23 protein-coding genes are annotated in these 23,548 nt (G+C 62.8%); 9 read left to right on the plus strand and 14 right to left on the minus strand.

Features of this window, described 5'->3' with window-relative positions; all coding sequences use genetic code 11:
* Positions 1 to 34: 34 nt before the first annotated feature.
* Genes ERL55_RS05395 through ERL55_RS05410 form a run of 4 tightly spaced genes read right to left on the minus strand, consistent with a single transcriptional unit; the run spans position 35 to position 1,285 of the window.
* Positions 35 to 412: a PH domain-containing protein gene (locus ERL55_RS05395; RefSeq protein ID WP_129135513.1), complete on the minus strand. Its 378-nt coding sequence runs from the start codon at positions 410 to 412 to the stop codon at positions 35 to 37.
* Between the two features lie 48 nt (positions 413 to 460).
* A complete protein-coding gene (locus ERL55_RS05400; protein WP_343132722.1) occupies positions 461 to 736 on the minus strand; it encodes a PspC domain-containing protein in 276 nt (91 codons plus the stop codon).
* 20 nt (positions 737 to 756) lie between these two features.
* Positions 757 to 987: a VOC family protein gene (locus tag ERL55_RS05405; protein ID WP_129135515.1), complete on the minus strand. Its 231-nt coding sequence runs from the start codon at positions 985 to 987 to the stop codon at positions 757 to 759.
* Between the two features lie 19 nt (positions 988 to 1,006).
* The gene (locus ERL55_RS05410; RefSeq protein ID WP_129135516.1) at positions 1,007 to 1,285 is read right to left on the minus strand and encodes a hypothetical protein; all 279 of its coding nucleotides are present in this window, start codon (positions 1,283 to 1,285) and stop codon (positions 1,007 to 1,009) included.
* Here ERL55_RS05410 and ERL55_RS15235 point away from each other — a divergent pair.
* Complete coding sequence (locus ERL55_RS15235; protein WP_256386138.1) at positions 1,199 to 1,816, plus strand: transposase; 618 nt, start codon at positions 1,199 to 1,201, stop codon at positions 1,814 to 1,816. The two genes, ERL55_RS05410 and ERL55_RS15235, sit on opposite strands and share 87 nt — an antisense overlap.
* Before the next feature lie 804 nt (positions 1,817 to 2,620).
* On the plus strand, positions 2,621 to 3,709 hold the full coding sequence (locus tag ERL55_RS05420) for an IS110 family transposase (RefSeq protein ID WP_129135517.1): 1,089 nt from the start codon (positions 2,621 to 2,623) through the stop codon (positions 3,707 to 3,709).
* Between the two features lie 367 nt (positions 3,710 to 4,076).
* Here ERL55_RS05420 and ERL55_RS05425 read toward each other — a convergent pair whose 3' ends face one another.
* From ERL55_RS05425 to ERL55_RS05445, 5 genes are all read right to left on the minus strand, one after another.
* A complete protein-coding gene (locus tag ERL55_RS05425) occupies positions 4,077 to 4,427 on the minus strand; it encodes a DUF3024 domain-containing protein (protein WP_129137223.1) in 351 nt (116 codons plus the stop codon).
* Between the two features lie 1,072 nt (positions 4,428 to 5,499).
* Positions 5,500 to 5,904 carry a hypothetical protein gene (locus tag ERL55_RS05430; RefSeq protein WP_129135518.1) on the minus strand — a complete coding sequence of 135 codons (405 nt, stop codon included), beginning with the start codon at positions 5,902 to 5,904 and terminating at the stop codon, positions 5,500 to 5,502.
* 126 nt (positions 5,905 to 6,030) lie between these two features.
* Positions 6,031 to 6,546: a GNAT family protein gene (locus ERL55_RS05435; protein WP_129135519.1), complete on the minus strand. Its 516-nt coding sequence runs from the start codon at positions 6,544 to 6,546 to the stop codon at positions 6,031 to 6,033.
* A 2,788-nt stretch (positions 6,547 to 9,334) separates the two neighbouring features.
* Positions 9,335 to 9,550 (minus strand): hypothetical protein, encoded by a 216-nt coding sequence (locus ERL55_RS05440; RefSeq protein ID WP_129135520.1) that lies wholly within the window; start codon positions 9,548 to 9,550, stop codon positions 9,335 to 9,337.
* Between the two features lie 105 nt (positions 9,551 to 9,655).
* Positions 9,656 to 10,144, minus strand: a complete 489-nt coding sequence (locus tag ERL55_RS05445) for a hypothetical protein (RefSeq protein WP_206733371.1) — start codon at positions 10,142 to 10,144, stop codon at positions 9,656 to 9,658.
* A gap of 622 nt (positions 10,145 to 10,766) precedes the next feature.
* Here ERL55_RS05445 and ERL55_RS05450 point away from each other — a divergent pair.
* The gene (locus ERL55_RS05450; protein ID WP_129135522.1) at positions 10,767 to 11,750 is read left to right on the plus strand and encodes an IS30 family transposase; all 984 of its coding nucleotides are present in this window, start codon (positions 10,767 to 10,769) and stop codon (positions 11,748 to 11,750) included.
* 1 nt (position 11,751) lies between these two features.
* Here ERL55_RS05450 and ERL55_RS05455 read toward each other — a convergent pair whose 3' ends face one another.
* The 5 genes from ERL55_RS05455 to ERL55_RS05475 all read right to left on the minus strand — a co-directional run bounded on the left by ERL55_RS05455 (position 11,752) and on the right by ERL55_RS05475 (position 15,541).
* Complete coding sequence (locus ERL55_RS05455; protein WP_241685851.1) at positions 11,752 to 12,153, minus strand: hypothetical protein; 402 nt, start codon at positions 12,151 to 12,153, stop codon at positions 11,752 to 11,754.
* A gap of 37 nt (positions 12,154 to 12,190) precedes the next feature.
* Positions 12,191 to 12,568 (minus strand): hypothetical protein, encoded by a 378-nt coding sequence (locus ERL55_RS05460; protein ID WP_129135523.1) that lies wholly within the window; start codon positions 12,566 to 12,568, stop codon positions 12,191 to 12,193.
* A gap of 70 nt (positions 12,569 to 12,638) precedes the next feature.
* The gene (locus tag ERL55_RS05465) at positions 12,639 to 13,172 is read right to left on the minus strand and encodes a hypothetical protein (protein ID WP_129135524.1); all 534 of its coding nucleotides are present in this window, start codon (positions 13,170 to 13,172) and stop codon (positions 12,639 to 12,641) included.
* 84 nt (positions 13,173 to 13,256) lie between these two features.
* Positions 13,257 to 14,150: a hypothetical protein gene (locus ERL55_RS05470; protein ID WP_129135525.1), complete on the minus strand. Its 894-nt coding sequence runs from the start codon at positions 14,148 to 14,150 to the stop codon at positions 13,257 to 13,259.
* 545 nt (positions 14,151 to 14,695) lie between these two features.
* Entirely contained in the window at positions 14,696 to 15,541 is an 846-nt protein-coding gene (locus tag ERL55_RS05475) for an AadA family aminoglycoside 3''-O-nucleotidyltransferase (RefSeq protein ID WP_129135526.1), read from the minus strand.
* A gap of 697 nt (positions 15,542 to 16,238) precedes the next feature.
* On the opposite strand from ERL55_RS05475, the gene ERL55_RS05480 reads away from it, so the two are divergent.
* The 6 genes from ERL55_RS05480 (at position 16,239) to lpxK (ending at position 23,539) form a co-directional block, all read left to right on the plus strand.
* Positions 16,239 to 17,180: an integron integrase gene (locus ERL55_RS05480; RefSeq protein WP_129137225.1), complete on the plus strand. Its 942-nt coding sequence runs from the start codon at positions 16,239 to 16,241 to the stop codon at positions 17,178 to 17,180.
* On the plus strand, positions 17,177 to 19,522 hold the full coding sequence (locus tag ERL55_RS05485) for a DNA internalization-related competence protein ComEC/Rec2 (protein WP_129135527.1): 2,346 nt from the start codon (positions 17,177 to 17,179) through the stop codon (positions 19,520 to 19,522). The genes ERL55_RS05480 and ERL55_RS05485 overlap by 4 nt, the downstream gene beginning before the upstream one ends.
* A gap of 114 nt (positions 19,523 to 19,636) precedes the next feature.
* Positions 19,637 to 20,314, plus strand: a complete 678-nt coding sequence (locus tag ERL55_RS05490; RefSeq protein WP_129135528.1) for a MotA/TolQ/ExbB proton channel family protein — start codon at positions 19,637 to 19,639, stop codon at positions 20,312 to 20,314.
* A gap of 3 nt (positions 20,315 to 20,317) precedes the next feature.
* Positions 20,318 to 20,743, plus strand: a complete 426-nt coding sequence (locus ERL55_RS05495; RefSeq protein WP_129135529.1) for a biopolymer transporter ExbD — start codon at positions 20,318 to 20,320, stop codon at positions 20,741 to 20,743.
* Between the two features lie 10 nt (positions 20,744 to 20,753).
* A complete protein-coding gene (gene msbA, locus ERL55_RS05500) occupies positions 20,754 to 22,514 on the plus strand; it encodes a lipid A export permease/ATP-binding protein MsbA (protein WP_129135530.1) in 1,761 nt (586 codons plus the stop codon).
* Entirely contained in the window at positions 22,511 to 23,539 is a 1,029-nt protein-coding gene (lpxK, locus tag ERL55_RS05505; protein ID WP_129135531.1) for a tetraacyldisaccharide 4'-kinase, read from the plus strand. The genes msbA and lpxK overlap by 4 nt, the downstream gene beginning before the upstream one ends.
* The last annotated feature ends 9 nt before the right edge of the window (positions 23,540 to 23,548 follow it).

Here is a 23,548-nt window from a genome sequence, read left to right on the forward strand (position 1 = left end):
AAGTCGGCGGTGCCGGGCGGCCCCGCAGCAGGCGTCAGCGCAGCACATACGAAGCGAGCACGCTCTGCACTTCGTGGATGTCGAGCTGCTTGTTGAACTGCCTCTGGATCGGCACCGGATTGCCCGACAGCCAGATCTTCAGCTCCGCATCGAGGTCGAACGAACCGGCGGTTTCCACGCTGAAATGGACCACGCTGCGGTAGGGGATCGAGTGGTAGGACACCTTGCTTCCGGTCAGGCCCTGCTTGTCGACCAGCACCAGGCGCTTGTCGGTGAACACGAAGTAGTCGCGGATGAGCTTGTACGCGTGCTCCACCGTTTCCCCCGGCGCCAGCACCCGGCCGAACTCCTGCTGGATCCGCGCAGGGTCGATCTTCGACGCATTGCCGAGCAGCCCATCAAGAATTCCCATCGTCGAACCTGTGCGGTGGGGTAGTGAAGTGGATGAAAGCCACCGGGCCTACTGCACCCGGAAGTCATTGATATCGAATCCCCGCGGCGGCGGTGGCATGACAGCCGCCAACAACAGATAGACGACGATTCCGCCGGCGCCGGCCGTAAGCAGTGTGCCGAAACACCATGCGATCCGGACGCTTCCGGGCCGCCAGCCGAAGTGGCTGGCGATTCCACCGCAGACGCCGAACAACCACTTGTCCCGGGACCGGGTCAGTCGAGGCTTCTCTGGCGATGACATGGAGGCTCCCGGGTCTGGTCTCTGATCCGCGGCGCCATGCATGGCACCGGTCTGATGGGTGGTCACCCGGTCGATACGCCCGACGCAGCCGACCCGTTGTACTGCAGCAGATCCCAGAGATTGCCATACGGATCCCGGAAATACGGCCACAGTCCCACCGCCACCCAGCGTTTGCCTTCGTCGGGACGTGGCGAGTCCTCGACCAGACGGAACCCGAGGGTGCCGACGTAGAACGCCAGGGCCTCGTCGTAATCACGGACCAGAAGCGAGACGTGGGCAAGTGCCTGTTGCATGGCGAACCCGGGCCCAGCGTTACGTTTTGCCGCCCCGCGGTGCAGCCGGGCGCTGGCGGACAGACCAGCCCAACAGCACCAGCCACGACAGAAGCGCGAGATAGGTCGGCAGACGGAACACACTCGATGTGTCGAGCGAAAAACTCCGCGCCAGGAAGAAAATGCAGGCCCACAGGGCCACGTTCGCGGCCGCAATCAGGAAGCGGGAGCGGTGACGGGTTGTAAGTGCGATCACGCTGGGCATCAGCGCGACCGGCGCGGTCGCGAAAAAGAAGATGAGAACGAGTGTCTGGTTCATGCGCGAGGCTGGATTGCGGAGGCGGTCAGTTGGCCCGGCACCCGGGCCGTCGAACACGCCTCAGTCCGGGAGCAGCAGGCCATCCCGAGCAATCCTCGCATTGCGCGCCGGGCACCACCAGCCTCCGGGCATCGCCTCGCGCAAGCCCGAGGGTTTGCAAAAGCGGGGCGATGCCAACGGCCTGGGAGGCTGACCCCCACGCAACACTCCAACGGCGGCAAGCAGCGTCTCGGCGCGATCAGTCGCCGCGGCGACAGCGACCTGCGCAAGTTGCGGATCCAGGGTGCGAGAAGCAGCTTGCAGCGGGCGAATGCGGTTGCGCTGGAGACTGCCAGCGCCGAGCAGATCTGGATCCGCGGCCTGGCGCAACGAATGCCCTTCGGCAAGGTGCTGGTGGCCATCGCCAACAAGCACGCGCTACAGCTGTGGGCGATGCTGGCGTGCGACGAGGACTACGACGCCGAGCCTTGGCTCAGGCATCCGATGGTGCAGAGACCGGCGAAGCACAAAACACGCGCCATAGCCGCCTGAGGGGTCGGCACGGCGCACGAAGTTCAACGCCAGAGCGAACAGGTAGCAAGCGGTCAGACCGTCCCGGAGAGAGCCTGACTAACAAGGTGGCGCCATCGAATGACACGGCTGATCCCCGTGCACGGGCGAATCCGATGAACGAAAGAGGCCTTCGGGTGCGGTGTTTACCCTGGTCCGGATCAGCAACACCGATCCAACAAGACCGATTACGGAAATGCAGTCTGGCAACGCTTTGATCACCCATCACTCTGGCGAGTGTTCCTGCAATACCGACAACAGGAGAACAGCAAATGCCTCAACGCTCAGGCGCGGCGCTCATGCACTCGGAGTTGACCGGAAGCTCCTTGCGGAATTGTTAGATGTGAGCGGCCGAGAGCTCACGAACGCGTCCCCGAGCGGCTCACCTGGGTACCGCACGCTTTGCACACCCAGCCACCGAAGGCGGCCTGCCTGATGGAAGATGGCAAACGAATACGAGGAAGCGGCTCGGAGCAATTGGGGCAGCGAGTGCGTGGAGCCAGCAAGCTAAACGCGAGAACGACAGATCCTCCCAATAACCCAGCCCAGAGCCCGGTGACTACATGCTCGTCCATTCTTTCTCCTGCACACCTAACACCTAAGTTAAGCCGCGCCGCGTAGTGGAGCGAACCACATGGCAAGCTGTACCTGCCATGTGGTTCGCGGAACGAAGCGGTGTCGGCTTGAACGAGTAAAAAGGAGACTTCCCACTTCGGCGGCGAGCCGCTCGGCATCGAGTGCCATGATTGTGTTTCGACGAACAATCAAACGAAGGGGAAGTCTCCAATGGGCACTATAACCATGGGTGTGGACCTGGCAAAGCAGGTGTTTTCGGTGGCCGAGCTGGACGCTGCCGGGCGGGTTCGACAGCGCCGCGACCTCAAGCGCGACGCCTTTGCTGCATGGCTGGTCCAGCTGCCGCCCGGCACGGTGGTGGCGATGGAAGCCTGCAGTGGCGCGCATCACTGGGCGCGGCGCTGCCACGCGCACGGGCTGGTGCCGCGCCTGATGGCGGCGCAGTTCGTCAAACCGTTCCGCAAGTCGCAGGGCAACAAGAACGACCGCAACGATGCCGAGGCGATCGCCACGGCCGCGCGACAGGGCAACATGCGCTTCGTGGCCGTAAAGACAGTCGACCAGCAGGCGCGGCTGAGTTGGCATCGCGTGCGCGAAGGCTACAAGGCCGAAGGGCTGGCCATTAGCAACCGTCTGCGCGGTCTGCTGGCCGAGTTCGGCGTGGTGGTGGCGCGCAGTGACCACGCGCTGCGTCGCGCGCTCGGGGATGAGGTCGTACGCCAGCAGTTGCCGGCGATGCTGCACGGGCTGCTCGATGATCTGCAGCGACACTGGCAACAGGTGCGCGAGCGGGTCGCGGCCTGCGACGCTGGCATCGCCACGCACGCCAAAGCCGATGTTCGCAGCTTGCGTGCACAGCAGCTGCTCGGCGTGGGACCGCTGACCGCCGATGCGGTGATCGCCACGATCGGTGATGGGCGCGATTTCATGCATGGCCGCCAGCTATCAGCGTGGCTGGGCCTGACCCCCACGCAACACTCCAGCGGCGGCAAGCAACGGCTGGGCGGGATCAGCCGCCGCGGCGACAGCGACCTGCGCACGTTGCTGATCCAGGGCGCGAGAAGCAGCTTGCAGCGGGCGAACGCCGTTGCGCTGGAGAAGGCCAGCGCCGAGCAGATCTGGATCCGCGCACTGACGCAACGCCTGCCCTTCGGCAAGGTGCTGGTGGCGATCGCCAACAAGCACGCACGGCAACTGTGGGCGATGCTGGCGCGCGACGAGGACTACGACGCCGAGGCCTGGCTCAGGCACCCGATGGTGCAGAGACCGGCGAAGCGCTCACACGCCATGGCCGCCTGAAGGCGCGCAGGGCAAACGATGTTCAACGCCAGAGCGAACAGGTAGCAAGCGGTCAGACCGCCCCGGAGAGAGCCTGACTAACAAGGTGGCGCCATCGCATGACACGGCTGATCTCCGTGCATGGGCGAATCCGATGAATGAGAGAGGCCTTCGGGTGCGGTTTTTACCCTGGTCCGGATCAGCAACACCGATCCAACAAGACCGATTACGGAAATGCAGTCTGGCAACGCTTCGATCACCCATCACTCTGGCGCGTGTTACTGCAATACCGACAACAGGAGAACAGCAAATGCCTCAACGCTCAGGCGCGGCGCTCATGCACTCGGAGTTGACCGGAAGCTCCTTACGGCATTGTTAGGCACCAATGCTAGCCGAAGAAGCAGGCATGCTTGTCCTCTGCCACCAAGGAAAGAAACCGGTCAACTGTGCCGACCTGAGGCGTGGGTGGATAGGCATGCCACTTCAGGTCCGCTCGCATCCAGAACACCTTCCAAAGGTTTGTAGTTCTGACAAACGTAGCCTTCGCGACCGGCTGTTCGATGATCTCGCCAGGAGCGCCACGCCACCGCGGACGAACCTCAAAGATCTCAACGCTTTGCCCATTAATGCGATACGAAAGATCCAATTCATGTCGGATGTGTGGCGGCGGGCGATGCTCCTCGACGAACTTTCCGACAGCCTTTTCCACTCGCTTGGTCTCTAGCTCACTAAATGCCATGGTCACTCGGAATGGTTGGTTTGGTGCCTAACACCTGAGTTAAGCCGCGCCGCGAAGCGGCGTCGGCTTGAATGAATTGTTAGGGCTCATTGCCCAAGTCCTTCTGCTTTTGCCAAAGAGGCTTGAGGGCCAAAACTATGAAATGAGCGACGCTGTAGCCGATCGCAAAATAAGTTAACCACACCAGTTTTTGTGTCAACGTCCCGCTTCGGTCAAGGGGTGGTAGCAAGAATGTAGAGAGAACTGCGACCGCCAGAATCACAGCGATCGTGCGGGGGCGGAAGTCAAAGCTCCAGCCCGTTGTGTAAGAAACAATGAAGTACACCGCTCCAATGATTAAAACGTCAAGTGGATCGCTGCCTGTGTCCGGTGCACCTATCGCTGCCCACATGACTAGAAGGCACAAGAAGACAAGTTGGAATCTTATGCTGGGACCGAGAATTGCCATTTAGGCCTAACACCTGAGTTAAGCCGACTGCGTAGTGGAGCCAAAGCCATGGCAAGCTTTTCCTGCCATGGCTTTGGTGTAACGAAGCAAGTTCGGCTTGAACGAATTGTTAGGCCCCAGCTTACACTGCGCCAAGCCGCTAGCGGACGTGGTTTCCCGGCCGTTCCCACAATACCTCAATGGCCTCTGCGAAGCGCCGCTGGTCTGTGGGGTCGATTAGTTCTGCGGATATGACGGTTCCGCCTTGTACAACGACGCGCACAGAAATTGAAGTTCCTGTCCAGCAGTAGACAAGCCGGCCCCAATCCCAGTCGTCATAGTTCGTTGGGCGGCCGACGGCTTTAAACATGCGATCTGATGGTTGATTAGCATAGTTCGCTGGCTCTCGAAAAAATGAGCTCAGCAAGCTGTCGGACCTAGATGCTGCTGGATAGCTGGGGAGTGATGGCGGTATGGCAGGCGTGAAGACTCTACGAATGGCATGCAGCGCTTTCCACATAACGTGTTTCACCTGTCACAAGCTAGATCAGAACGTCTGTGGGGCCTAACACCTGAATTAAGCCGCGCCGCGAAGCGGCGTCGGCTTGAATGAATTGTTAGGCGCGTCTCTCTCGATCTGCATGACTACTCCATGTTGTACAGCTCGATAAGCTTTTCCATTACCGCCATTTGCTGCTCAATGAACGATGCGCCTTGAGCCTCCATCGATCCAGCTAAGTGCATGAGGGGCTTCATGACCTCTTGCTTGTTCATAACCATGGCAGAGAACAACTTGGGAACCCCATTGTGCTCCGCTGCGTTTTGTACGCCATAGATAAATTCTTCAATTTTGTCTCGGTCAGCCATCCATGATGGTAACCGTGTGCTACCGGAAACAACTTCACGATGCGCCCTTAGCTTGTCAGCATGGTGCATCCTAGTCTTGGCCTGAAGATAGCCACGAATAACGAGAAGAGAGATATACGCAACGATCGAGAGGCCAGCTGTTGGCCAAGCTAGGATCAGAGCAACAAAGAAAAGAATAACCATCAGATCGGGCGCCCCCTAGCGCCTAACACCTAAGCTAAGCCGCGCCGCAGCGGGGCGTGAAGCACATGGAAAGCTGTACCTGCCATGTGGTTTGCGCCCCGATGCGGAGTCGGCTTGAGCGCGTTGTTAGGCACCGTGCCGTTCGAAGTGAAGCACGTCGTGCCACTGGCCAGAGAGCCAGAAGCTCTGGCTTGAATGGCCGAATTGCACAAAGCCGTTTCGCAGAAGCACTTTGGCCGAGGCTTCGTTCCCTACACGAACTGCGGCCTCGACTCGGTGAAGCCGGAGCCGCACAAAAGCATAATCTAGCGCAAGCCGAACTGCCTCAGTCGCGTAGCCTTTGCCGCCATGGTCTTGGGCTACGCGATAGCCCAGTTCCGCGCTATGGAAGTGGTCGCCACGGACCCGGGTAAGGTTGACACGGGCGACAAGGTGGCCCGACCCGTTTCTCGCGAGGAACTGATACGCGCTGCCCTCTGCTGCTTCGGCCTGAGCAACTGCGATCGCCTTTGCGATTCCGCCCGGCTCATAGAAGGATGTCGCCCTCGCATTAATATGTGATTCGAAGAACGCCCGGTTTGTGAACTCAAACTGCCCCAAGTCCTGTTCGTCCTCGGCCGTGGGTGCAGATAGCGACAGCATATGGGAGGGGCCTAACACCAGAATTAAGCCGCGCCGCGAAGCGGTGTCGGCTTGAATGAATTGTTAGGCGGCACGCGACGCCATGCAACGAGCCACGCAGCGACCGGTAGAGGGACAACCTGCATGACGAGGGCCCATGACGTGTACCAAGACAGCGGAGTCTGGCCCAGCAAGTGAGCTGCGGGGAGGTATGCCCAGGCGAGGAACGCAAGCAGGGCAATCAGCACATACCAAGCGTAATGCCAGGGCTTGAGCAGGCGAAGCACAAGGACGGCTGGCATAGACAAGACGACATGTAACGCGAAATCAATGGGGAAAAGCATCGCGTTTGAGGCAACGGTACCTATTCTCAGCGAATGTACCCAAGTTGCCACGGAAAAGTGCACGGCAAGGTACGCGAACACAACCGATACAAGCACGCCGTGCGCAACGCCAATTGCAACCGCGCCGCCAACCGACACAAGCTCTCTCAAGCGCACCATATCTTCCTCCTGCCGCCTAACACCAGAGTTAAGCCGTGCCGCGAAGCGGCATCGGCTTGAACGACTCGTTAGGCCGCCGTTCCCTGGCACCTGCGCCCGACGTGCGACCGCCCAACCCCTGAGGCGAACAGTACAACAAGCGCCGTGTTTGGTGCTGCCGAAGCGCACCACGCGCGCGGCCAAGAACTCTCACCGCGCACTGACCGAGGCCGATTCGGAAGGTCGAATCTTGCGAAGGGTCGCGCCTGTCCGAAGCCGAGGTGCTGCAGGGCTGACTGCCGATGCCTGCACCGCGCGTGCAAGGTGCAAAAGCTGCGGGCAAGCGAGGCGTTACCGATTGCCTAGAACCAAGCAACAACAGTGCGGGAAACAAGGCCTAACACCTAAGTTAAGCCGCGCCGCAGCGGGGCGTGAAGCACATGGCAAGCTTTTCCTGCCATGTGGTTTGCGCCCCGATGCGGTGTCGGCTTGAACGCATTGTTAGGCCGCAGCACGTTCACTGACCGAGACCCCGCAGGATGGGCAGTGACTGAGCCTTGGCCTGAACGGACCAAGTGGAACAAGCTTGTGTAGAGATAACCACAGCCTAGCGTGACAACGGGGACAGCGCGATGCCCGGTGCAAATAGCCGAACGCAGCGAGCATGACGGCAATGACGCCGAAGCTAACTAAAACTGTAAGTTGCGGCGGCACTGTGACCATAGCGATGAGTCCCATCAACCAAACGGCAAGGACAGCGACAATGAAGTTCCGCTGTGCTTTTGCCAATGTGTCGAGGATAGTCATCTGCGGCCTAACACCAGAATTAAGCCGACCCGCGAAGCAGGTTCGGCTTGAATGAATTGTTAGAGCGCACCCGCTGCAGTAGGTGAGTGATTAGTGCAATGGGGACGCCGTACAAGCCAACGAGGTATGCAACGGCCGGCTCTATGGCCACGGAGCATACGGTAGCAACGACAAGAACAATAAGTAGCGTTGAGATAATGGAGGCGCGACCTCGTTGCAGCAGTGCCGCGTACAAAGGGCACCCGATGAGGAGCGTGGCCGGCGCGGCAAAGAGCAGCGCGATGGCGAGAAGAGGAAATGCCGCTAGCGGCACAGAGAGCCAATCATGAAGTTGCGGCGCGGGATTGGAGAAAGCGATTCCGACTCCCAAGAGCACGGATGCGAGGTAGCCACCAGCGAACAATCCGATGATCCCGCAGGGAATCGTTCTTCCAATGGCCGAGGAGTACTTCATGTGCGCGCTAACACCTAAGTCAAGCCGCGCCGCGTAGTGGAGCCAAGCACATGGCAAGCTGTACCTGCCATGTGCTTGGTGTAACGAAGCGGTGTCGGCTTGAACGCATTGTTAGGCCCTAGGCTGCGCTATTGCACCACTGACCCATACTGCGAGAACCATGGGAGTCACGTGCAGCACGGACAGGCTGTAGAGCCTGCCAAGCGAGAAATCTAGCTGGGTAGCGGTACCTTCTTTGTTTGGGTCCGATGCTCGCACACCGGTGATGGGTTGCGGAAGCCCGATCAACTCGAACTCTACAGGGCTATCCCGCCGGACTGGTTCGGTGCGCTGCTGGGGTGAACAGGTCGAAACCTCAAGCCCCAATGCGGGATGCGCTTCCTGGATCAGATCGACCTCGCAGGGAGCAATCTGCACGCTCTCTCCAGTCGCGAGTTGGAGCCAGATTTTCGACGCCGTAGCGGCACTTGGCAATCCACGTAGTGCAGGGTGCTCTAGCCGAAAAGGCAAGAGTTGAACCGATTGCACTACCTGTCCAATCAGTAGAGAACTGTCCATAGGGCCTAACACCAGAGTTAAGCCGAGACGCGTAGTGGAGCGGGCCAGGTGGCAAGCTTTATCTGCCGCCTGGCCCGCGTAACGAAGCGGCTTCGGCTTGAACGACTCGTTAGGCCGCCGCTGCCCAGCACTTGTGCCCGACCCGCGACAGCCCAACCCTTGAGCCGAACACTACAACAGCCCTTGCCAGAACGCTTGGGTTGGCGTTTGGCACGACCGGAGCTGGATGGCCGGTGCGCGCGGCCAAGAACTCTCACCGCGCTCTGTGCGAAGCCGACTCGGCAGGTTGAATCTTGCGGAGAGTCGCGGCTGTCCGAAGCCGAGTTGCTGCAGGGCTGACTGCCGATGCCTACACCGCGCGTGCGAGGTGCGAACGCTGCGGATAAGCGAGGCGCCGCAGATTTCCTGGAGCCCGGCAACAACAGTGCGGGAAACAAGGCCTAACGCCTGAATTAAGCCGACCCGCGAAGCGGGTTCGGCTTGAATGAATTGTTAGGCCGCACGCCGGTCATGATTGGCGACCTTTTGCGATCTCCTGGACGGCCTTGCGAGTGTCTTGCACGTCGTAGTGAACCGAAAGGATTGCAGCCGTAACAACAAAGTAGCCGATACCGACGGAAAAACCGAAATCCATGCCCAGCAGCACCGCCGGCACCAGAGAGAACAGGATGGTCCAGAAGAGCTTGATGGCAACGCCAAGCAGGTCGTTGGATGTGTGTGTCACGAGTTGCTCCCCTTGGTACTCGCCGCAGATCAGCCTGTGCGGCCTAACGCCTGAATTAAGCCGACCCGCGAAGCGGGTTCGGCTTGAATGAATTGTTAGAGGGCGTCACGTGGAATACGCCTGCTCTACATTGCTATTGAGAGTGACCAAGCCGCCTAGGACGACCAGTGAACAAGTGAACAACTTGAAATCTCGGTCAGACGATCCGACTGGTTGAGCCAAGAACTTGCCACCATGGAATAGGTTGTTTCTGACGCAACGAACGTAAGCGATGAGGCGTTCTGCTTGAGAGACGCCGGCGGCAACAGGTACGGCCGACCAAGAAAGGCCTGCCGCGGCAGAGTACGACTGACGCAAAGGCGGATTTGCCACCAAATAGGCGACAGATGCATCTAGTTCTGGTGTTGCAGCCGAGTTGAAGTTTGCGGCGATTGACTGGCCGAAGGTTGTCCAGTCTGGTTCCGCATAGCCGCGCTGGCTGGACTTGGCAAAGCCGCCCGCTTTTAGCGCGTACTCAAAGCGCGAAAATATGCCAAGGAACTCACATGCGAGTTCTCTGGGCATGTGGAGCTTTTGCCAAGGAGCCTTGAGCATTCAGAGCCCTCTAACACCAGAATTAAGCCGTGCCGCGAAGCGGCATCGGCTTGAATGACTTGTTAGGGCGCAACCGCATGAGCCGCACCCTTTCCGTTCTTGACTAAGTAGATGATACGGCCGGATGGCACCTCTTGATTCAGGGTGAACCGGATCTTCGCGGAACACCGGCACGCTGCCACCGGCTCACCGCCGCTGTCCGTGTCAATTGCTAAGGTGAGCGAACCCCAATCGGGCAAGAGTTGAGGTCGCGTGACGCGCTCGCCGCAACTCAGTCCGACAAGTCCAGATACTAGCAAGCGAGCATCGGCGCGCTCGACGGTAAGTCGATCTTGGCCATATGGATCGTGAGTTTCATCGCAGGAAGCGAGCTCTTCAAAGCTGAAGGACTCGGCAGAGGACGCGGTGCCTGGGGATGCAGCAACCAAGAAAGCTATGAGTAACGTGAGCCTATCCATTGCGCCCTAACACCTGAATTAAGCCGCGCCGCGAAGCGGCGTCGGCTTGAATGAATTGTTAGGCCTCGCAGGTTAACAAAGTAAGTGCAACACCCACGCCACCCGGAAAGGAAAAGGTGAGCTGGCAGACTGGGGAGGACTTCTCCGGCAAGAGACGATCCTTCATGTACAGCCAGCTCACCCAGGGTGAAAGATACACGCTGGGCGTCCTCAATCGACACGGCCTCACCGGCCGCGCCATCGCCCGAATCATGGGCCGCGACCCGAGCACGATCAGTCGTGAGCTACGGCGCAACGCCTGCCACGCCACCGACGGCGCCTACCGACCCAGCAAGGCCCAGGAGCGAACCAACGGTCGACGGCGGCGCTCCCGGCGCGTGAAGCAGCATGAGCCCGGTATTCTCGAGGCCATCGAGGAGCTTCTGCGAAGCGAGCAGTGGAGCCCCGAGCAGATCGCGAACTGGCTGGCCGACAACAACGTCGCCAGGATCAGCCACATGACCATCTACCGCCACGTGCACAGCGACGCCAGGCGCGGTGGCACGCTCCGCAGCTGCCTGCGCCAAGGCGGCAAGCGCCGACGAAAACGCACGTTCGGCCCAGAGAAACGCGGCCGCCTGCAGGGCAAGCCCATGATCGACACCCGACCCGAAGCCGTCGAGACCCGCGACGAAGTGGGCCATTGGGAAGGAGATACCGTCATGGGCTCGGTCACCGAGCGCGACTGCCTCCTGACCCTGGTCGAACGCAGCACCGGCCTCGCTCTGGTCGCCAAGCTGCCGCATCGCACTACGACTGCAGTGAACCGGGCCGCGCTGAAGCTGATCCGCGAAAGCGGCCTGCCGTTCAAGACCATTACCTGGGACAACGGCACGGAGTTCCATGGCTACAAGGAGCTCGAGCAGGCCGCCCACATCCGTTGCTACTTCGCCTACCCGCACCGCCCATGGCAACGCGGCAGCAACGAAAATTTCAACGGGCTGCTACGGCAGTACTTTCCCAAACGAAGAAGCCTTGCAAAAGTACGGCAAGGCCACTGCGACACCATCGCCCACAAGCTCAACCACAGGCCCAGGAAACGACATGGCTACAAGTCCCCGATCGAGCGACTCGAAGAACTACTCGGGGTGTTGCACTTCGCGTGTTAATTCACCCCTGTGTATTAGGCGTCTTGTCGCGAGCCCAAAACTCCACCAGGATCGTCATAAGCGCCCACGTAAGAAGTGTGGGGCGAATTTTCCCGGGCACAAGATTATTTCCGTTCAGCAGTAGGTCAATTATCTCTGGAAGAAATGCGGAATAAGCTAGGGCTAGAGCAGAGTAGACAATGCGATTTCGGCTCGATGAGATGAAAAGAATAGCGATCACGCTGCCGGCGAGGACGAGCAAGACCTGCCCGAACTGGAGATCACTCAGGTTTTCAGTTCCAGCAAAGACAAAGCCTAGGACTGCCCCAAAGAACATATTCAAGCCATTGAGATTAGCTCGATACTCGCTGGCGGACATTCGTCCGAGTCCGATCTTGGCTAGTAATGCAGTGAGCTTTTCCAAATTACTGACTCCTCTAATCCCAGGCCTAACGCTTGAGTTAAGGCGTGCCGCGAAGCGGCATCGCCTTGAACGAATTGTTAGCCGGCCGGCCGTTGATGCATTGATAGCCAACAAGCCGCTCTTCCAAGTGTGCTGCAGTCAGAAGCTCAGGATAGACACGGCCACGCAAGCTATGAATGAGCGCGCGGTCGCACGGATAACTACGTGATGACTCCAGCACTTTGATGCCAACCACCGAGCCATCCTCCACCACGGTGAAGGAGAGTTTGGCTTGGCAGGTATAAGTTCGCCCGAAACAGTCATCCGGTGGCACCGGAACCTCCGGAACCTCAAGCGGCTCCGGAGTTGATGGATTAGCCATAGCCAACCCGCTCGTGAAGATGGCAATCAGCATGAGAGCGCCAAGAGATTTCATAGCCGGCTAACACCTGAGTTAAGCCGCGCCGCGAAGCGGCGTCGGCTTGGACGAATTGTTAGGCAACATGCTAGTACACCTTGGTCGTTCTGATTTCGTAGACAAATTCGGGTGCGTTTGCGTACTGGAGTGCTGTATCCCACAGCGGATGCGTGCGGTCAGAGAGGTTTGCGGCCAAGGCCTTTATTTCTGACGGAGCGTCTTCGCGGAAGAAACTGGTGTTGCCCCGATTCCTGTCATAGCTGACGCCACGCACCTCGAACTTGAGCGGCCTAGTCTTGGCGGCCTTTTGCTGCTCGACGTCGGTGTGCGCAGTTTCCCAAGTGATTGCGCGCACCATGAGGTAGTACGCCTTCTCATCGACTTTGCCATTCACCGCAAAGGCAGCCTTCGGCGGGTACTTCGGTTGGAGCCTTCGGGGGTAAAGGCCGCCGACGACGAACCTAAAGTGCATGTTGTTCGGCGACATTTCATAGCGCTCGAAGTCCACCGGGTCTACCCAGTGACCTTTCGCCTCTACGAGGTGTTCCTTAACGAACAGGACGGCGAGAGCTTCCTCAGACCCTGCGTACTCCCGGTAGCGTGCGAGTAGCTTCTGATCCATGTGTCACCTCGCCGGAAAGCTGCCCATGTTGCCTAACGCCAGAATTAAGCCGTGCCGCGAAGCGGCATCGGCTTGAATGAATTGTTAGGTGCTGGGCAACGATGCCACGAACACCGAGAAGAGCTTCCGGTCAGCAGGGGACTCCAAAATTGCCGCGAGCTGAGCGATGTTATCGCGAGTAGCAAATGCTCTAAGCGTAGCCACGACCTGTTCCATTTGGTCTAGCCGGGCATCCAAGCCGCCGGTAACTTTGTCCAGATGCCTCGCTTCCTTGTCAGAAAGGCTGCTTACATCAACTCCTTCAAGACGGTGAAGTGCTGGCTCCAGCTCAAGGAGGTCATTGCGGACGGTGTCATAGGACTGCAGCGCAGCGATGTGAGATAGGCGCCCCACGGTCTCAGTGACGTAGTACGGCATGTCTGGCCGAGCGATACCGGACTCCAGGGCGATTTCGCGCTCGCGCTTGGTGCCTCTTCTGTTCGTGGTGATTGCCCCATCACCACTGCGCATCATCCGCTTAACGCTATCGGCGACTGGTTGGGGCACACCGGTCCCGCGTAGGGAGGTGACGGCTTTGTACGCGGGGCGAGCGCTGTCCCTGAGGTTGTCGAAGCGGGCGAGGAGCGCGGGCAGCCGGCTCTGAACAGCTTCCAACCTTTCGCGACGCTCCTTGGCGCGCAGATCCCTGTCGAAGATCTTTTGTAGGCTCGTGAAGACAACGGAGAATGCGCTCTTCCCGCATACGCTCCCGAGATTCGTAACCTGCCCGTCAGTGGTGGTTACGAGGTAGCCGTTGCCATGAGGCTGTTTGCAGCTTTTCAACCCGCAGGGCTGCCTGCTACTAAACGAGTAAACGCCAATGATCTCCTTCAGGGCTGCCGACTTTGGATCAAGTGCCCTGACGAAACCAGGGGTCTCGTACACCTCATCCCAAGAGGTGAGGCGAACGACACCTCTTTCAACGCTGATAGTGATCATCAACCAGCGCCTAACACCTAAGTTAAGCCGAGACGCGCAGTGGAGCGAAGCACATGGCAAGCTGTATCTGCCATGTGTTTTGCGGAACGAAGCGGCTTCGGCTTGAACGCATTGTTAGAGGGCGGGCGGCGGAATCTCTTCGTGCGTCCGCAAGGGCCCAATAACCTCATTGATATTGGGCCACACCTGATACGCCGTCCAGTCTCCGAGCCCATCAGGCGAGCAGTACACCAAGAACTCACTGGAAGATTTGACACTCTGCTTATACACGTAAACGCCGCACCCGCGAGCCCTGTTTCCGGCCAAGGTGCGCGTGATGTCTCCTCGGATGTCGGTTTGCCACGATCCAGGATACATCTCTGAGATAGTCGGCTCTCTCGCAGCGACTTGGTCCTGGTACGTCCTATCCGAGAAAAGGAAGTACCAGCAGGCGATAGCAACGACGATGATGACGGGCAACGCGAAAAGTGCTGATCGAAGCTCTTGGCGAGCTGCTTCTTCTTGATCCGCCGACATATGTCTCTCCAAGCCCTCTAACACCAGAATTAAGCCGCGCCGCGAAGCGGCGTCGGCTTGAATGAACTGTTAGACATCATTGGCGTGGAGCCGAGCAGACTGGCGGCTTCGTGCTTCACAAAGTAAATGAACGGAGTCAACTGATCAGCGCGTGAGGCCAAGCAATCCATCCCTTGTCCAAGGTAAGCCTGCTGGGCTTCAAGCAGCACGGGCTGATGTTGGACGGGCAGGCGTTCCATTACCCAGTTGGCAGCTACATCCTTCGGCGCGATCTTGCCGGTTGCTGCGCTGTACCAAATGCGAGACAAAGTAAGCACTACATTCCGCTCGTCGCCTGCCCAATCCGGTTGTGAGTTCCATAGTTTCAAGGTGTCGGCCAGTGCTTTGAATAGATCGCTTTCCGGGACTGGGTTGAAGAAATCTTCCGCGGCCGAACCTGCCAAGGCAAGGCTGTGTTGCCTTGCTTTAGTTAGCAGAATAGCCAGATCAACATCGGTTGTCGCGGGCTCGAAGATGCCCGCAAGAATGTCCTTGCGCTGCCACTCCCCGAATTGCAGTTCCCGTCTGGCTGGATAACGCCAAGGAACAACATCGCCGTACACGACGATGGTAACTTCCAAGGCACGGAGAGCTTCACTTTGGCCGGGAGAAGCGGAAACTTCCAGGAAATCTACGAACAGAGCCTGCCGCACAGTCTCATCGAGCTGTGCAGTCACAGTAACCAGCAAATCAATATCACTGCATGGCTTCAGGCCACCGTCGAGTGCAGAGCCGTACAAATGCACGGCCAGCAACGTCGATCCCAGATGATGCTCGATGACGTTGAGTGCCTGTGATAGCTGTACCGAAATCTCGGCGGGCACTGCGTTGCTCATGATGTCTAACGCCAGAGTTAAGCCGAGACGCGTAGTGGAGCGAAACACATGGCAAGCTTTACCTGCCATGTGTTTTGCGTAACGAAGCGGCTTCGGCTTGAACGACTTGTTAGGCCGCCGCAAGCCGAGCTTGCGCCCGACCTTGCGACAGCCCAACCCCTGAGCCGAACACTACAACAAGTCTGGCCGAACGGCCTGAGGCTGGCACTTGCCGGGGACGGAGCCAAAACCAGCGACTCGCGCGGCCAAGAACTCTCTCAGCGCCCTGTCCGAAGCCGACTCGGCCGGTCGAATCTTGCGGAGAGTCGCGCCAGTCCGAAGCCGAGGCCCTGCAGGGCTGACTGCCGATGTCTGCACCGCGCGTGAGAGGTGCAAACGCTGCGGATACGCGATGCGCTACAGATCGCCTGGAACCCAGCAACAACAGTGCGGGAAACAAGGCCTAACACCTATTCGAAGACAAATCGGGCTGTAACGTCGCCCCCGTAACCCGTTGTTTTCCCCGTCCCGCATCCGGGATTTTCCTACACCCACAACGGCTTGCGTCGGATGTGGGTGCCTAATCCTGGTGCGTAATCTTGGTGCTGGATGCCGCTGACCAGGAAGGTCGATGGGACGCTACCACCCCACGGATCGGGGAACAACGAGTGATGGAGTCAGCGCCGGTGAGAGCCGTCCGGGCGGGCTGCTGGAGCGGATGCGGGGGCGGATCCGACGGCTCGGGCTTGCCCGCAGGACGGAGGATGCCTATGTGGGGTGGGCCGTGCGGTTCATTCGCGCCAACGGCAGGCGGCATCCGCGCGAACTTGGCGGGCGCGAGGTGGAAGCGTTTCTGACCTCGCTTGCGGTATGTGGAAATGTCGCGCCTTCCACCCAGAACCAGGCCCTTGCGGCACTGCTGTTCCTTTACCGCGAAGTGCTCGGGCAGGACCTGCCGTGGATGGAGGACATCCGTCGCGCGAAGAAACCGCGCCGGCTGCCGGTGGTGCTGTCGCGCGAGGAGTGCGCGGCCGTGCTCGGAGAAATGTCGGGCGTGCACTGGCTGATGGCTTCGCTGCTGTATGGCAGCGGCCTGCGGCTGATGGAGTGTGTGCGGCTGCGGGTGAAGGACGTCGACTTTTCCCGCGGCGAGATCACCGTGCGGGGTGGCAAGGGCGGGCGGGATCGCCGCACGATGCTGCCCGGGGCGTTGTTCGCGCCGTTGCAGGCGCAACTGGAGGAGGTGCGGCGGATCCATCGCCGTGATCTCGACGCGGGATATGGTGCGGTCTGGCTGCCTTCCGCGCTCGCCGTGAAGTTTCCGACCGCGGCCCGTGAACCCGGTTGGCAGTATGTATTCCCGTCGGGCGCGCGCAGTATCGATCCGCGCAGCGGCATCACCAGGCGCCATCACCGCGATGAAAAAGGGCTGCAGCGTGCCTTCAGGCTGGCGGTATGCAATGCCGGGCTGGTGAAGCCGGCCACCTGTCACACACTGCGGCATTCCTTCGCGACCCATCTGCTGGAAGCGGGCTATGACCTGCGCACCATCCAGGAGCTGCTGGGGCACAAGGATGTATCGACCACACAGATCTATACGCATGTGCTCAACCGCGGTGGTCGCGGCGTGCGCAGTCCGCTCGACACGGTGCCCGCGTGAGCACTGCGCACGTGCATCCGTTGGGGGCCGCGGTGGCCACGGCGCTGGTCGCAGGCGCCCTTGGCACATTGCTGCTGCCAGCCTTGCCGGCATGGCCCTGGTGGTGTGTGGTGGCGGTCGTCGGGCTCTACGGCTGGTGGCGCGGCGGTACATGGCGCGTCGGCGGTGCGTTTGCCTGCGGTGCGTCCCTGGCCGGCCTGCACGCGGTGTTCGCCCTCGCGCTGCAGTTGCCGGCGGAGCTCGAGCGTGCCGACGTGCCACTCTCCGGGCGGGTGGTGGGACTTCCCGAGCACGATGTCGACCGCACCCGCTTCCTGTTTCGCGTCGATCGCGGCGACGCGATGTCCGATGCGCTGCAGGGGCGCCTGTTGCGGCTGGCCTGGTATGACGACCGCGATGGCGCTTCGACCGGGCGGCATGCGCTGGAAGCCGGCAGCCGGTGGGCCTTCACGGCGCGCGTACGTGCGCCGCGTGGACTGCGCAATCCCGGCTGGTACGACAGCGAGAAGCACGCCTTTGCACGCCGCATCGCCGCGGTGGGATACGTCCGTGACCGCGAGCCGCCGGTGCCGCTGCGCGCCGGGCAGGGCATCGACCGCTGGCGCGAACAGGTGGCGCAGCGGATCGAGGCCGCGGTGCCCAGTGCGTCGTCGCGCTACGTGCGTGCGCTGGCGCTGGGCGATACGCGCGGGCTCGACGAGATCGACTGGGAAACGCTGCGCGCCACCGGCCTGACCCACCTGATCGCCATTTCCGGCTTCCATGTCGGTCTGGTCGCGGGTTTCTTCGCGCTGCTGGCCGGCGGGTTGTGGAGGTTGTGGCCGCCGCTGGGCCGGCTGCTGCCGCGGCCGCATGCGGCGGTGCTGGCAGCGTTTTCCGCGGCGCTGTTCTATGCGGCGGTCGCCGGCTGGGCGCTGCCCACGGTGCGCACGGTGCTGATGATCGGCGTCGCGATGGCCGCGCGCCTGTGGCGCCGCCCGCTGGGCGTGGCCGATGCGCTCGCACTGGCCGGCATCGCGGTGGTGGCGGTCGATCCGCTGTCGCTGCTCACTGCCGGGTTCTGGCTCAGCTTCGCCGGCGTGGCCTGGCTGGTCTGGTGTCTGCCGGATGCGCAGGGCAAGCCGGTGCTGGCCAGCTTCCTGCGCGCGCAATGGGTGGCCACGCTCGGCCTGCTGCCGCTGACGGTGATCCTGTTCGGGCAGGCATCGCTGGCCGGTCCGCTCGCCAACCTGGTCGCCATTCCATCGTGGAGCCTGGTGGTGGTGCCGCTGTCGCTGCTCGGCACGGCACTCGATGCCGTGCACGCGGGCTGGGGCGCCGGCACCTGGCGGCTGGCCGCGTGGTGCTTCGATCTGGGCTGGCCGCTGTTCGAGCGGCTGGCGGCCAGCGGCGCCTCGCTGTGGTGGCTGCCGGAGGCGCGATGGTTCGCGTTGCCGCTGGCGGTGCTGGCGGCGTTCTGGCTGCTGCTACCGCGTGGTGTGCCCGGCAAGCCGCTGGCGGCGCTGTTGTGGCTGCCGCTGCTGTGGCCCGATCGACAGCTGCCCGAGCATGGGGCCGCCGACATCACCGTGCTCGATGTCGGGCAGGGCCTGTCGGTGCTGGTGCGCACGCGCCACCACGCGCTGCTGTACGACATGGGGCCCGCGGTTCCCGATGGCTACGACGCCGGCGAACGCGTGGTGCTGCCTGCCCTGCACGCGCTGGGCGTACGCCGCGTGCACACGACGGTGGCCAGCCATGCCGATCTCGACCATGCCGGCGGGTTGGCGGCGGTGCGGCGCAGGTTTCCGGCAGCGCCATTGTTCGCGCCCGAACACGCCGGTCTCGAGGGCGCGGCGCCGTGCCTCGCAGGAAGCAGCTGGGCGGTGGATGGCGTTGGCTTCCGCTTCCTGCATCCGCCGCTGCATTTTCCCGATTTCCGCAACGAGGCCAGCTGCGTGCTGCGGATCGACACCGCGCACGGGGCGGTGCTGCTGGCCGGCGATATCGGTGCGGTCGTCGAACGCGAGCTGGCGCGCGCGGATCCGGCCGGGGTGCGTGCAGAGGTGGTGCTGGCCGCGCACCATGGCAGCGGGAAATCGTCCGATCCGCTGTTCGTTGCCGCCACCGGCGCCCGGCATGCGCTGGTGTCGACCGGCCACGGCAACCGCTTCGGCCATCCGCAGGCCGAGGCCGTCGGCCGCTGGGAAGCTGCCGGCGCGCGCGTGCACGACACCGCGGCTGCCGGCGCGCTGCGGGTCCGGCTGGATGCGCGGGGCGTCTCGGTCGCAGAACGCCGCGCCAGCCATCCACGGCTGTGGGATGCCGCCCGGCGCCAGTCGCGGCTCGCCGATAGCCAGTAGCGCCAGCCGGCACGTCGATGGGTGCCGTCGCCTGCCGCCGCTGCGCCCCACGGTGGCTACGCTATCCTAGCGCCCGGTTTTCGTGGACGGCCGCTGCGGCCCGGGGAATACGACGTGCTTGAACTGGTCAAGGCCGGCGGCTGGCCGATGATTCCGCTGTTGCTGCTGTCGGCGGTGGCGCTGGCGATCGTGGTCGAGCGGTGCTGGGCGCTGCGTCGCAAGGCGGTGCTTCCGCCGGGCCTGGGCGACGAGGTCCGCGCCTGGGCTGCGCGCGGGCGGCTGGATGCGACCCATATCGAATCACTGCGCCAGACCTCGCCGCTGGGCGCGCTGCTGGCCGCCGCGCTCGACGTGCGCAACCGCAGCCGCGAGGAGATCCGCGAGCGCATCGAGGACACCGGTCGCCACCTCGTGCACCGCATGGAGCGCTATCTGAATGCGCTTGGCACGATTGCCGCCGCGGGTCCGCTGCTGGGCCTGTTCGGCACCGTGGTGGGCATGATCCAGATGTTCATGGGGGTGATGGACCACGGCGTCGGCGATGTGAACCAGCTGGCCGGCGGTATCGGCAAGGCGCTGGTGTGCGCGGCGGCCGGCATGATCGTGGCGATCCCGGCGCTGATGTTCCACCGCCATTTCCGCGCCCGCATCGACGGCTACATCGTCGAGATGGAGAGCGAGGCGATCCGCCTGATGGACGCGATCGACCCGCGCAGCCGCCGCCCCGTAGCAACCGCCGGTGCGCCGGTGGCGCCCGCGGTGGGCGACCCGGCACTGGCCGTGCAGGGCTGAGCCATGCGCATCCGCGACCGTCGCGCCCGCGACGAGCCCGAGCTCAACCTGGTGCCGTTGATCGACGTGATCCTGGTGCTGATCATCTTCTTCGTGATCACCACCACCTTCGACGCGCGTTCGGTGATGAAGCTGGAGCTGCCGCGCGCCAATGCCGAGGACACCCAGGCGCAGACGCAATCGCTGAGCGTGCTGGTCAATGCCGACGGCCGCTATTTCGTCGACGACCGCGAGGCCCTGCGCACCGACGTCGAATCGCTCAAGCGCACCATCGCGGAAGTCGCCGGCGACGACCGCCAGCGGCCGGTGCTGCTACGTGCCGATGCACGCACCCCGCACCAGGCCGTGGTGACCGCGATGGACGCGCTGGGCCAGCTTGGTTTCCGACAGATTTCGATCGCCACCGCGCCCGACGCGGCGACGCGTTGAGCAATACCCGATGACCCAGCAGCAACCCAAGCCGCCGGCCGCCTGGCCGATCTACCGCCGCCTGCTCGGCCACGCCGGCCGCTACTGGCCGCTGCTGGTGATGGCGATGATCGGCATGGTCATCGAGGCGGTTGCCGGTGGGGCCTTCGTCTACCTGATGGGCCCGCTGACCGACGACGGCTTCGTCAATCCGCAACCCTGGGCCGCGATCTGGCTGCCGCTGGCGATCGTCGGCCTGTTCCTGATGCGTGGCGTGGCCACCTTCGCCTCCGATTACGGCATGGCGCGCACCGGCCGCAGCGTGGTGCGCGACATGCGCGAGCAGGTGCTGGGCAAGTACCTGCGCCTGCCGAGCGCGCGCTTCGACGACGAGGCGGTGCCGGCGATGGTCAGCCGCCTCAATTTCGACACCGAACAGGTCGCCCAGGCCAGCACCGACGCGCTCAAGGTGCTGGTGGCCGATGGCCTCACCATCATCTTCCTGCTCGGCCTGATGCTGTGGACCAGCGTCAAGGTGACGATGGCGATGATCGTGGTGGTGCCGCTGATCGGCGTGCTGGTGTGGGTGGTCGGCCGCCGCTACCGGCGCATCAGTTCCGGCATCCAGACCGGCATGGGCGATCTTGCGCAGAGTGCCGAGCAGTCGCTGGCCGCGCAGCAGGACGTCAAGGTGTATGGCGCGCAGCGGTTCGAGCAGGACCGCTATTCCACGCTGACCAACCGCGTGCTGCGGCTCAACATGAAGGTGGAGACCACCCGCGCCATCGCATCGGGGCTGGTGCAGATCTTCGCCGCATGCGCGCTGGCGGCGATCATCTGGGTGGCCACCCGCGAAGCGCTGGAACAGGCGCTGTCGCCGGGCGAATTCGTGCAGCTGATGACCGCGATGATGGGCATCATCCCGTCGCTGCGGCGCATCACCAACGTGCAGAGCGTGATCGGCCGCGGCGTGGCGGCTGCCGAGCGCATTTTCGCCATCCTCGACGCCGACGAGGAGCGCGATGTCGGCGGCCGCCCGCTGGAACGCGCGCGCGGCGAGCTGCGCTTCGAGGGCGTCGGCCTGCGCTACGAGCGCGACGCCGGGCATGTCGCGCTGGAGGACATCAGCTTCACGGCTCGACCGGGCACGGTGACCGCCATCGTCGGCCGATCCGGCAGCGGCAAGACCAGCCTGGTGCGCCTGGTGCCGCGTTTCTACGAGCCCACCAGCGGCCGCATCACCCTCGATGGCGTACCGCTCGACGAGTACCGGCTGGCCGACCTGCGCCGGCAGATCGCCCTGGTCGGGCAGCGGGTGATGCTGTTCGACGATTCGGTCGCGGCCAATATCGCCTACGCCGCCGATGCCTCGCCCGAGGCCCTGCGCGCCGCGGCGGAAAGCGCCAACGCCTGGGAGTTCATCGAACGCCTGCCACAGAAGATGGATACCGCGATCGGCGAGAACGGTTCGCGGCTGTCGGGCGGCCAGCGCCAGCGCCTGGCGATCGCGCGCGCGATCCTGCGCGATGCACCGATCCTGATCCTCGACGAGGCCACCGCCGCGCTCGATACCGAATCGGAGCGGCTGGTCCAGGTCGCGCTCGATCGCCTGATGCCCGACCGCACCACGCTGGTCATCGCGCACCGGCTGTCCACCATCGAACACGCCGACCAGGTGCTGGTGCTCGACCACGGCCGGCTGGTGGAGCAGGGCACGCATGCCGAGCTGCTCGCGCAGGGCGGCCTGTATGCGCACCTGCACCGGATGCAGTTCCGCGACGGCGACGCATGAGCGGTCGCACCCGCACCCCGCCGCGCTGGTGGTTCGACGGCGCCGCCCCGCCGCTGTGGTCGCGCCTGCTTGCGGGCGTCTACGGTGGTGCCGTGGCGGTGCGCCGCGGGCTGTATGCGCGTGGCCTGCGCCGACGCCTGGGTGCGGATGCGCCGGTCATCGTCATCGGCAACCTGATTGCCGGTGGCAGCGGCAAGACGCCGCTGGCGATTGCCCTGGTCGAGCGCCTGCGCGATGCCGGCTGGACGCCCGGCGTGGCCAGCCGCGGCTACGGGCGCGACCGTGCCGAGGACGCGCTGTGGGTCACCCCGGACACGCCGGTGGCGCTGGCCGGTGACGAACCGTTGCTGGTCGCCCGACGCACCGGCGTGCGTGTCCGGGTCGACCGCGACCGCGCCGCCGCTGCGCGCGCGCTGGTGGCCGCCGGCTGTGACGTGGTGGTCTGCGACGACGGCCTGCAGCACTACCGGCTGCGCCGCGACCTCGAGATCGAGGTGATCGATGGCCGCCGCCGCTACGGCAATGGCCTGCTGATTCCTGCCGGCCCGCTGCGCGAGCCGGCGGAACGCGCGGGTGGCGTCGCGTTCCGCGTGGTCAATCGCGGGACCGCGGTGCCGGGCGAAACCGGATCCGAAAGCACCGGCTTCGGCGAATGGCCGATGCGCCTGCAGTCCACGCGCGCGTTGCCGCTGCTGGGCGGCCGGCCGCTGTCGCTGGATGCCTTCGTCGGCAAGCGCGTGCACGCGGTGGCCGGCATCGGCGATCCCGAGCGTTTCTTCGCCGGGCTGCGTGCGCGCGGGATCGGCGTGGTGCCGCATGCGTTTCCTGACCATCACCGCTACCGCGCCGGGGACCTGCAGTTCGGCAGCGACCTGCCGGTGCTGATGACCGAGAAGGACGCGGTGAAGTGCGCAGCGCTCGCCGGCGAACGCCACTACAGCGTGCCGGTCGATGCCGGGCTCCCCGAGGCGTTCTGGGTGGCGCTGCTCGATCGCCTGCGGGCGTTGCGCACCGCTCCGGGCTGAGCCGCAGCC

It is taken from the genome of Luteimonas sp. YGD11-2 (genome assembly GCF_004118975.1).
Classification (GTDB): domain Bacteria; phylum Pseudomonadota; class Gammaproteobacteria; order Xanthomonadales; family Xanthomonadaceae; genus Luteimonas; species Luteimonas muca.

Excerpts from the sequence above, each read along its gene's own strand:
- ERL55_RS05395 (WP_129135513.1), bottom strand. The coding sequence starts at position 412 with ATGGGAATTCTTGATGGGCTGCTCGGCAATGCGTCGAAGATCGACCCT.
- ERL55_RS05400 (WP_343132722.1), bottom strand. The coding sequence starts at position 736 with ATGCATGGCGCCGCGGATCAGAGACCAGACCCGGGAGCCTCCATGTCA.
- ERL55_RS05405 (WP_129135515.1), bottom strand. The coding sequence starts at position 987 with ATGCAACAGGCACTTGCCCACGTCTCGCTTCTGGTCCGTGATTACGAC.
- ERL55_RS05410 (WP_129135516.1), bottom strand. The coding sequence starts at position 1,285 with ATGAACCAGACACTCGTTCTCATCTTCTTTTTCGCGACCGCGCCGGTC.
- ERL55_RS05420 (WP_129135517.1), top strand. The coding sequence starts at position 2,621 with ATGGGCACTATAACCATGGGTGTGGACCTGGCAAAGCAGGTGTTTTCG.
- ERL55_RS05425 (WP_129137223.1), bottom strand. The coding sequence starts at position 4,427 with ATGGCATTTAGTGAGCTAGAGACCAAGCGAGTGGAAAAGGCTGTCGGA.
- ERL55_RS05430 (WP_129135518.1), bottom strand. The coding sequence starts at position 5,904 with ATGGTTATTCTTTTCTTTGTTGCTCTGATCCTAGCTTGGCCAACAGCT.
- ERL55_RS05435 (WP_129135519.1), bottom strand. The coding sequence starts at position 6,546 with ATGCTGTCGCTATCTGCACCCACGGCCGAGGACGAACAGGACTTGGGG.
- ERL55_RS05445 (WP_206733371.1), bottom strand. The coding sequence starts at position 10,144 with ATGCTCAAGGCTCCTTGGCAAAAGCTCCACATGCCCAGAGAACTCGCA.
- ERL55_RS05450 (WP_129135522.1), top strand. The coding sequence starts at position 10,767 with ATGTACAGCCAGCTCACCCAGGGTGAAAGATACACGCTGGGCGTCCTC.
- ERL55_RS05460 (WP_129135523.1), bottom strand. The coding sequence starts at position 12,568 with ATGAAATCTCTTGGCGCTCTCATGCTGATTGCCATCTTCACGAGCGGG.
- ERL55_RS05465 (WP_129135524.1), bottom strand. The coding sequence starts at position 13,172 with ATGGATCAGAAGCTACTCGCACGCTACCGGGAGTACGCAGGGTCTGAG.
- ERL55_RS05470 (WP_129135525.1), bottom strand. The coding sequence starts at position 14,150 with ATGATCACTATCAGCGTTGAAAGAGGTGTCGTTCGCCTCACCTCTTGG.
- ERL55_RS05475 (WP_129135526.1), bottom strand. The coding sequence starts at position 15,541 with ATGAGCAACGCAGTGCCCGCCGAGATTTCGGTACAGCTATCACAGGCA.
- ERL55_RS05480 (WP_129137225.1), top strand. The coding sequence starts at position 16,239 with ATGCGGGGGCGGATCCGACGGCTCGGGCTTGCCCGCAGGACGGAGGAT.
- ERL55_RS05495 (WP_129135529.1), top strand. The coding sequence starts at position 20,318 with ATGCGCATCCGCGACCGTCGCGCCCGCGACGAGCCCGAGCTCAACCTG.
- msbA (WP_129135530.1), top strand. The coding sequence starts at position 20,754 with ATGACCCAGCAGCAACCCAAGCCGCCGGCCGCCTGGCCGATCTACCGC.
- lpxK (WP_129135531.1), top strand. The coding sequence starts at position 22,511 with ATGAGCGGTCGCACCCGCACCCCGCCGCGCTGGTGGTTCGACGGCGCC.